Source organism: Methylobacterium sp. W2, from assembly GCF_020662345.1.
In the GTDB taxonomy this organism is placed as follows: domain Bacteria; phylum Pseudomonadota; class Alphaproteobacteria; order Rhizobiales; family Beijerinckiaceae; genus Methylobacterium.
On record NZ_VMOA01000018.1, the window covers coordinates 87,016 to 96,071 of the forward strand.

The 9,056-nt window shown below is 68.0% G+C and carries 6 protein-coding genes and 1 pseudogene; 1 reads left to right on the forward strand and 6 read right to left on the reverse strand.

From position 1 onward, the window contains the following. Positions 1-208: 208 nt before the first annotated feature. The 4 genes from uvrA to FPV16_RS12440 form a co-directional block, all read right to left on the reverse strand. On the reverse strand, positions 209-3,199 hold the full coding sequence (gene uvrA, locus FPV16_RS12425) for an excinuclease ABC subunit UvrA (RefSeq protein WP_227438487.1): 2,991 nt from the start codon (positions 3,197-3,199) through the stop codon (positions 209-211). Between the two features lie 286 nt (positions 3,200-3,485). Further along, positions 3,486-5,393, reverse strand: coding sequence for a PAS domain S-box protein (locus tag FPV16_RS12430; RefSeq protein ID WP_227438488.1), 1,908 nt, complete (start codon positions 5,391-5,393; stop codon positions 3,486-3,488). Between the two features lie 265 nt (positions 5,394-5,658). Then, positions 5,659-6,462: a Crp/Fnr family transcriptional regulator gene (locus tag FPV16_RS12435; protein ID WP_227438489.1), complete on the reverse strand. Its 804-nt coding sequence runs from the start codon at positions 6,460-6,462 to the stop codon at positions 5,659-5,661. Positions 6,463-6,772: 310 nt separating this feature from the next. Further along, a complete protein-coding gene (locus tag FPV16_RS12440; RefSeq protein ID WP_026175816.1) occupies positions 6,773-7,021 on the reverse strand; it encodes a hypothetical protein in 249 nt (82 codons plus the stop codon). A 238-nt stretch (positions 7,022-7,259) separates the two neighbouring features. Between FPV16_RS12440 and FPV16_RS12445 the strand changes: the two genes are divergently transcribed. Further along, positions 7,260-7,466 (forward strand): hypothetical protein, encoded by a 207-nt coding sequence (locus FPV16_RS12445; RefSeq protein ID WP_018043129.1) that lies wholly within the window; start codon positions 7,260-7,262, stop codon positions 7,464-7,466. 10 nt (positions 7,467-7,476) lie between these two features. On the opposite strand, the gene FPV16_RS12450 is transcribed toward FPV16_RS12445, so the two are convergent. Both FPV16_RS12450 and FPV16_RS12455 read right to left on the reverse strand, forming a co-directional pair. Further along, a complete protein-coding gene (locus FPV16_RS12450) occupies positions 7,477-8,544 on the reverse strand; it encodes a hypothetical protein (protein WP_227438490.1) in 1,068 nt (355 codons plus the stop codon). Between the two features lie 43 nt (positions 8,545-8,587). Beyond that, positions 8,588-9,056: pseudogene (locus FPV16_RS12455) on the reverse strand (glycosyl transferase); the annotation flags it as partial.

The following is a 9,056-nucleotide window of genomic DNA, read 5'->3' on the forward strand; positions in this document are numbered from 1 at the left end:
GCCGCATTGAGCAACGCACCGGCAAAATAACGCTGAAAGGTCAAACCGTTGCGATCGATCCGCGCGACAGGACGATTGCGCAACCGGCGGCGGGAGTTTGCGCATCGCCCGCGGGTTGCGATCTCCGCCCGTCCGGAGTCTGTGCGCCGCAGCAGGGCCTCGCTGCCCGAGACCGCCGAATCAAGCTTGGCCTTAGCGGGGCGGACGCCTATTCCGCCGCGTCCCGGCCCTTGACGGCGACCTCGGCGAGGGGGCGGCGGGCCAGTACGTCGCGCAGGAACCGGCCGGTATGGCTCGCCTTCGACTTGGCGATCTGCTCCGGCGTGCCCTCGGCCACCACGATTCCACCTCCATCGCCGCCCTCGGGGCCCATGTCGATGACCCAGTCGGCGGTCTTGATGACTTCGAGGTTGTGCTCGATCACCACGACGGTGTTGCCCTGATCGACCAGTTCGTGGAGCACCTCCATGAGCTTGGCGACGTCGTGGAAGTGGAGGCCCGTGGTCGGCTCGTCGAGAATGTAGAGGGTGCGGCCGGTGGCCCGCTTGGAGAGCTCCTTCGACAGCTTCACCCGCTGCGCCTCGCCCCCCGACAGGGTGGTGGCCTGCTGCCCGACCTTGACGTAGCCGAGGCCGACCCGCGCCAGGGTCTCCATCTTCTCGCGGATGGTGGGCACCGCCTTGAACAGGTCGGCGGCCTCCTCGACGGTCATGTCGAGGACGTCGGCGATGGAATGGTTGCGGTACTTCACCTCCAGGGTCTCGCGATCGTAGCGGCGGCCCTTGCAGACGTCGCAGGTGACGTAGACGTCCGGCAGGAAGTGCATCTCGATCTTGATGACGCCGTCGCCCGAGCAGGCCTCGCAGCGCCCACCCTTCACGTTGAACGAGAAGCGCCCGGCCTGGTAGCCGCGCGCCTTGGCCTCCGGCAGGCCGGCGAACCAGTCGCGGATCGGGGTGAAGGCGCCGGTATAGGTCGCCGGGTTGGAACGCGGCGTGCGCCCGATGGGTGACTGGTCGATGTCGATGACCTTGTCGAGGTTCTCCAGCCCCTCCAGCCGCTCGAACGGAGCAGGGTGCTCCATGGCGCCGTTGAGGGATTTGGCCACCGCCTTGTAGAGCGTGTCGATGATGAGGGTGGACTTGCCGCCCCCCGAGACGCCGGAGACGCAGGTGAAGGTCCCGAGGGGGATCTCGACGCTCACGTCCTTGAGGTTGTTGCCGCGCGCGCCAACGAGGGTGAGCTTGCCCTTCCGTCCCTTCCGCCGGGCGGTGGGCACCCGCACGCTCATCTCGCCGGTGAGGTACTTGGCGGTGAGGGAGTCGGGGTTCTTCAGCACCTCCTCGGGCGTGCCCTGGGCGATGATCCGGCCGCCATGGATGCCCGCCCCCGGACCGACATCGACGACGTAATCGGCCTGGAGGATGGCGTCCTCGTCGTGCTCCACCACGATCACCGAATTGCCGAGGTCGCGCAGGCGCTTCAGCGTGCCGAGCAGGCGCTCGTTGTCGCGCTGGTGCAGGCCGATCGAGGGCTCGTCGAGGACGTAGAGCACCCCCGTGAGGCCGGAGCCGATCTGCGAGGCGAGGCGGATGCGCTGGCTCTCGCCGCCGGAGAGCGAGCCCGAGCCGCGCGCGAGGGTGAGATAGTCGAGGCCGACATCGACGAGGAAGGTGAGCCGGTCGCGGATCTCCTTCAAGATGCGGAAGGCGATCTCGTTCTGCTTCGGCGTCAGCTTCTCCGCCAGCTCGGAGAACCAGCGGTGCGCCTCGCGCACGGAGAGCGCCGTGACGTCGCCGATATCCTGCATGGCGACCTTCACCGCCAGGGCCTCGATCTTGAGGCGCTTGCCGCCGCAGGAGGCGCACGGTGTCTCGCTCATGAAACGGGCGATGTCGTCGCGGGACGCATCGCTCTCGGTCTCCTTGTAGCGCCGCTCCAGGTTCGGGATCACGCCCTCGAACGGCTTGTTCACCTCGTAGGCGCGCATGCCGTCGTTATAGGCAAACCGGATCGACTCGCGGCCGGAGCCGTAGAGGATCACCTTGTGCGCGGTCTCGGGCAGGTCCGACCAGGGCACGCTGGTCTTGAAGCCGTAATGCTTGGCCAGGGCATCGAGGGTCTGGCCGTAATAGGGCGAGGTCGATTTCGCCCAGGGGCCGACCGCGCCACGCTTGAGGCTGAGCTTGGCGTCGGAGATCACCAGTTCGGGATCGATCCGCATCTCGTGGCCGATGCCGCCGCAGGTCGGGCAGGCGCCGAACGGGTTGTTGAACGAGAACAGGCGCGGCTCGATCTCGGCGATGGTGAAGCCGGAGACCGGGCAGGCGAAGCGCGACGAGAAGGTGATCGTCTCGCCCTCGGCGGGGTCGGCGAACTCGATCAGGGCGATGCCGTCGGCGAGTTCGAGGGCGGTCTCGAAGGAATCGGCCAGCCGCGCGGCGATGTCGGCGCGGACCACGAGGCGGTCCACCACCACGTCGATGTCGTGCTTGAGCTTCTTGTCGAGCTTGGGCGCGTCGTCGATCGGGTAATACTCGCCGTCGATCCGAAGGCGCTGGAAGCCCTTCTTCTGGAACTCGGCGATCTCCTTGCGGTACTCGCCCTTGCGGCCGCGCACGACCGGCGCCAGCAAATAGAGCCGGCTCTTCTCCGGCAGGGCCAGCACCCGGTCGACCATCTGGCTCACCGTCTGGCTCTCGATCGGCAGGCCGGTGGCGGGCGAGTAGGGGATGCCGACCCGCGCCCAGAGCAGGCGCATGTAATCGTAGATCTCGGTCACCGTCCCCACGGTGGAGCGTGGGTTCTTCGACGTCGTCTTCTGCTCGATGGAGATGGCCGGGGAGAGCCCGTCGATCTGATCGACATCGGGCTTCGACATCATCTCGAGGAACTGGCGGGCATAGGCCGACAGCGATTCGACGTAGCGGCGCTGGCCTTCCGCATAGATCGTGTCGAAGGCGAGCGACGACTTGCCCGACCCCGACAGGCCGGTGAAGACGACGAGCTTGTCGCGCGGGATCGTGAGATCGATGTTCTTGAGATTGTGCTCGCGGGCGCCGCGCACGGCGATGACGCGACGGTCGGGGCTCCCCTCGAACAGCTTCTCGATCCGCGCCTCGACGCTCTCCTCCTGCGCCTGCGCGGCTCGGGTCTTCGGACCCCTTGGATTCTTGGCGGCGGCGTTTGCTTTGGCCATTGGGTCTCTTCGGCAGCAAGGCTTGCAGGAATGGGCAATCGGGGTTGACGCTCGGCGGAGATCGTCTCCGAGACGTCATACGGCGAGGTCGACGACAACCGTCCCGCCACCGGTCGCCATGTCGGGCGCACGGGGCGGGCGGGCAAGACGCACGCCACGCATATCCGTCACCCAGCTAGAACAAAAAGCGTACAGCTACAATATCGGCGCTGGAATCCGGCCCTGGCCAAGCCTCGGCGAAGCGTTTGCGAGCGGACGGTCCATGCGGGCAGGACGTGTTCCGCCGCTAATGGCTCCCCTGGAACCCCGACAGAGGCGCCATGACCCGGCAGACCAGGCCGTCCGGTTCGTAGGCGAGGGAGACCTCGCCGCCCACCGCGCCGGCGAGGCCGCGCTCGATGAGGCGCGAGCCGAAGCCCCTGCGGGTCGGGGGGTGCACAAGCGGGCCGCCGCGCTCGGACCATGTGAGGTGAACCGTATCGTCCTCGTCCGCCGCGACCACGCTCCACGCCACGGAGACGCGGCCGTCCGGCCGGGAGAGGGCGCCGTACTTGGCGGCATTGGTGGCGAGTTCGTGCATCATCAGGGCGAGAGACAAAGCCGCCTTGGAGCCGATGACGATGTCGGGGCCCGACAGGTGGAACCGGCCGGGCTGCTGGTCGTCATGCAGGGACAGGGCGCTCGTCAGCACCGCCGCGATCTCCGCGCTCTCCCGCTGCCCGGTCAGCAGGATGTCGTGGGCCTTGCCCAGGGCGATCAGGCGCGCGGCGAGCGCATGCTTGGCGGCCTCGATGTCGGTGACGTTGCGCAAGCTCTGCGAGGCGATCGCCTGAACCATCGCCAGGGTGTTCTTCATGCGATGACTGAGTTCGCGGTTGAGGATGCGCTGCTGCTCGTCCGCCTCGATCCGGGTCAGCCCGCTCCAGGCCCGCTCCGCCACGTCACGGACGAAATCGATCTCGTTCTGGGTCCAGGCGCGGGGCGACGCCTCTGTCGCGTAGAGCACGCCGACGAGGCGGCCGCGTTGGAGCAGGGGGACGGAGATCACCGCCTGGACGCCTTGGGCGATGTAGAGCGCCGCGTCCGTGTCGAGTTCGGGCGCGGAGGCGAGATCGGCCACCGCGAGCACCTCCCCGCGCCGCAGGCTGGCGATGCTGGCGGGATACTCGTCCAGCGGCAGGGTCTGGCTCGGAAAGGTCTGTCCGTCGGACGACCATGAATGCGCGACGGTCATCAGGCCGGCCGGCAGGTCGACCATGCCGTAGCCGGCCCGTGTCGTGGCCAGGGTCCGGCCCAGGATCTCCGCCGTCATCGCCACGACGTCCGCATTCGAGCGCAGCTCGCGCAGGCGGTCGCCCAGGCTGAGGAGCGCGTCACGGCGTGCATCCGCGCGCCTCTCTTCGGTGATGTCCTCGATCATCGCCATGGCGTGGACTTCATCGCCCAGGGTCTGCGAGACCAGGTTGACCCTCGCCCATATGAGCCGCCCGTCCCGCCTGCGGTAGCGCTTTTCGAAGCGGTCCTGCAGGGTCTCGCCGGTGGCCAGCCGCCGGTGCAGGGCCTCGCGCTCGCCCGCATCCTCGGCGGGCGTCCATTGGGCGAGGGAGCACCCGACGATCTCGGATTCCGGCGCACCCCAGATCTCGCAGAGTTTGGCGTTGACCCTCAGTGCGAGGACACTGCGGGGATCGAACTGGACGATCCCGATATTCGCGCCCTCGAACACCGCGCGGAACTGTGCCTCCAGCTGGCTCCGCACGGTGATGTCGAGCATCGCACCGACCATCCGCAGCGGCACACCCGAAGCGTCGCGGACGAGATACCCGCGATCCAGCACATCCGCGTAGCCACCGCCCCCCTTCAGGAAGCGGTATTGATGGCTCCACAGGTCCGAGTGCCCTTCGAAGACGGCGTTCAGGCCGGCGGAGACCGCGGCCCGGTCGTCGGGATGGATGTTGCCGAGCCACCAGGCGGAGCCCGGACCGACATGGTCGGGCGGCCAGCCATAGGACGTCTCGAGCGCTTCGTTCCACACGATGGTGTCGTGCCTCAGATCCCAGTCCCAGACGACGTCGTTGGTCGCCTTGGCCACCAGCCGATAGCGCTCGTCGGTGGCGTTCCGGTCGCGGGAGGGCGTTTCGCCGCCGGTGTTCGCAGCGACGTCGTCCCGCCTGTCGCCGGCGCCGACGGCCATGGCCGGCACTGGCGACGAAGGATCGCGACGGCTCCCCCGGCGGGGTGACGGTGCTTTCGCAATGGTCATCGGATGCGGATCTGGATCGGGCGGTCGTCGTCCCATCAGATGCCGTCAGACCTTGCGGTGAACAAGTCTCGCCGTCAGATTTCGCAAGTTGCCCCCACGCTTTCCGGCACGACGATGAGATGGGTGACTGGGCCCGGCAAGTTCCCGTCGGAGGAGAACGCCTCGTCCATTCCCGCGACGCGCGACCGCCCCCGGTTCAGACGGCTTCCGCCGCACGGACGGGATCGTCCTGGCGCGGCTGGGTCGGAGGATCGACGGAAAGCATCCGCCCCTCGGCATCGTAGACGGCCCCGAGCACGGTCTCGAAATGGCTCACCACGGCGCCATGGCACTCGCAGGCCGCCTCCTGGATTTTGGCCCGGTCGAGGATGGTGATGCGGCCGCGCCCGACCTCGATCAGCCCCTGGATCTGCAGCGTCCGCAGGATCCGGGTGAGATAGGTGCGCTGGACGCCCAGCATGTTGGCCAGGAGTTCGTGGGTGACGGGAAGCGTTTCCGTGCCGATCCGGTCCTGCAGCGTCAGCAGCCAGCGCAGGCAGCGCTCCTCGATCGGGTGGAGGGCGTTGCAGGCCACGGATTGCAGCACCTGGCCCAGAAGGCAGTCCGCGTAGCGGGTGAAGAGGTTGCGCAGGGTGGTCGAGCGGAGCTTGGCGTCCTGCAGCTTGGCCGCATCGAGCCTCAGGACCGGCCCGCCGATCTGCACCAGGGCCGTGCTGAAGGCCGGGAGGCTGCCGTGGCTGACGACGCCGCCCACGGCGCCCTCCCGCCCGATCGTGGCGGTTTCCGCGCTCCGTCCGTCGCGCATGGAGACGATCAGGTTGATGACCGTCTGCTCGCAGGGAAACGAGATGAACGAGACTTTGGCCCCGACGGTGAACAGGGTCTCGCCACGCCGAACGTCGGCACGCTCGAAATCGGGCGCGAGCAGTCCCCGATCCTCCGGGGACAGAGCCTTCAGCAGGAGATTGCCTTCGAGGAAGGACTCAGTCGACGAGAGCATGGGACACGCTGTGTTCACCTTCTGTCTCGCGCCATAGCGTATCATCACTGGAGCGTCTGTCCACAAGTGGACGAAGGCGAGGAGAAATATGTTCGTCCCGGCGGGATTCGCCGGGCGCCTCCCGCCCGACGGGTGCTACGGCATTCACACATCTTGCCGTCGTCTATCTCGCGGGATGCGCGGGTCCCCTCTCCTGAAAGGAGAGGGAGTTCCGATGCGCCTCACGCCCACCCGTAGACGACCTCCGTCACATTGTTGCTAAGCGAGCAAGGAGGCACCCGGACGCGTCACGCTCCGGCGCGGTCCGGGCTCAGCCCTGGCCGGCCTCGTCGCCCTCGCCGATGCAATCGAGGGCCCGCTCCACGGCACTGACGGCCTCGCGCAGGTTGCGGACGGTGAGTTCCATCTCCCTGCGGGGACGGCCCATGGCGGCGGCGCGATGGGTGACGCCCTGAAGCAGTTCCAGGGCGGCGAACAGATCGTCTGCGACCGCAACCACGTCGCTGATCTGTGGCGCCGGAACGGCGCGGGGGCGGGAGAAGGGGACAACGTTGCTCATGTCGGACAATGTGTCGCCCAAGGTGGGCCGGAGCACCAGATCCAGGGGCGGCGATTCCGCAGGATTGCGCCTCCAATGCCCGAGTGTCGTCAAGCGTAGTGAGCGTTTTCGTGGCGCGGGAACATCACTCTGCCGGTAAGCCGTGACGTTTCGTTATCCTTGTGCTTGACGCGGCGACCTCCCCGGCACCACGACAGGGGCGATCGGTCCATGAGGACCAGTACATCAGGAACCTCCGATGCGTCCCACCGCCTTCCTCGTCGCCGCCGGCCTGTTCTGCGCCCTCGGGGCCTGCAACAGCGCCGACCGCAGCGGCTTCTCGGACAGCTTCAGCACCGAGAATTACCGCCGCTCCAACGACACCAACGGCACCCAAACCCGCCGCGACGTGAACCGCGCCTACACCGCCCCGTCGATGCCCTCCATCGTCAGCCGCGGCAACTGAAACTCCTCCTTTAGTTCTTCGCCAGGGCGTCCGCGAAGGCGATCATGCGGTTGCGGGCGTAGGTCGGCAGGCCGGCACTGATCGACGTGCCGGTGTTGAAGGACGAGTTGCCCATCAGCACCTGCGCCGGAAGCAGGTTCTTCAGCACCGGCACGCGGGCATATTCCTGCTTGCGGTCGAGGACGTCCGCCTTGATCGCCAGCGCCATGTAGGTGGTCACCACCGTCTTGCCGGGATCGTTCGGCATCGGCTGGAACACGGCGAGGAACTTGCCGAAGCGCAGGATCTGGTTGACCCAGAAGATCGTCTGTTCGAGGCCGCCGGCCACCGGCGTGTCGACCCGCGTGAGCGCCGCGAGCGAGGCCGCCTCGGCCGCCGGCAGGGTCCGCAACTCGCTCTGGAACGAGACGAACTCGGCGACCTTCTTCGAGGCGCCGTCCTCCAGCTTGTTGGCGAGTTTTACGCCCAGGGGCAGCTTGCCCTCGAGATCATAGCGGGATTCGATGCAGGCGGCCGCACCTTCGCACCAGGCCCGGTCCGGGCGGCGGGCGAAGGCGGCGGCCGGGTCCTTGGTCGGCGTCACCTCGGCGGGGCTCAGGGCCTTGTGCTTGATGACGGGGTCCATCTTGGAGACGAAGCCGAGATTGGTAAAAGCCGAGAGGTCGAGGGCTTCGGCAGGCTTGGCCACCACGAACCGCCCCTGCGCCACATAGACCTTCAGGGTCTCGTGCCGTTGCTTGGCCACCCCGTTGAGCGTCACCGTATAATCGGGCTCGGCATAGGCGGGGTAGGGCGCCAGAGCCGCCTGCTCGGCCGGGCGCAGCTTTCGCCATTCGAGATAGGGCGTGAGGCCGCTCTCGGGGTTGGCCGGATTGTCCCGGTGATCGGTGAACAGGATCGTGCCGGGCTTGAGAGCGGCGAGGCCCGACGGCTCGATGGCGGCCACCTCCTTGATCCGGTCGGCGGGCACCTGGACCTTCATCCCCTCCTGCGCGGAGGCGGGAACGCCGAGCGCCAGGACGGGCAGGAAGCTGAGAATCTGGGCAAGCACACGTGTCGCCGGAAGCTGCGTCTTCACGTCGGGGCCTCGGTTTGCTGATGGGGGGAGGGGATCCGCGCCTTCAGTAGCGCGGGTCGTCGCCGAACAGGTAGTCGGGATCGCGGCGGCGGGCGCGGAGGGGCTCGTCCTCGCCGAAGGGCGAGCGCTGGGTGCCGGGCCATGACGGGCTCCGCGACCCCTCGTAGCCATAGCCATCCCCTTGGCCACCCCCTTGCGCCCGGCGGCCGCGCGGCTGCGGCTGCCGCTCGCCGAAGGGATCGAGGAGGTCCGGCTCGGCCCCGCGCCGGGTGGTGAGATTGCCGTACAGGTCGCCCGTCGCATCGGCGCCGTCGTCGAGGCCGCCATTGTCGCCGTCCTCGGCATCCGGCCGCATGGCGGTCTGAACCTCGCGCGGCAGCAACCGGTACTGCGTGTCGGCCACGCGGCCGTCGCTCAGGCGGAAATGCTCGAGGAAGCCGCCGCCCGCGACGCGCTCGCCGCTGCGGGGGTCGATGGGCAGGTCGGCGAGCAGGCGTTTCGCCTCCGGGGAG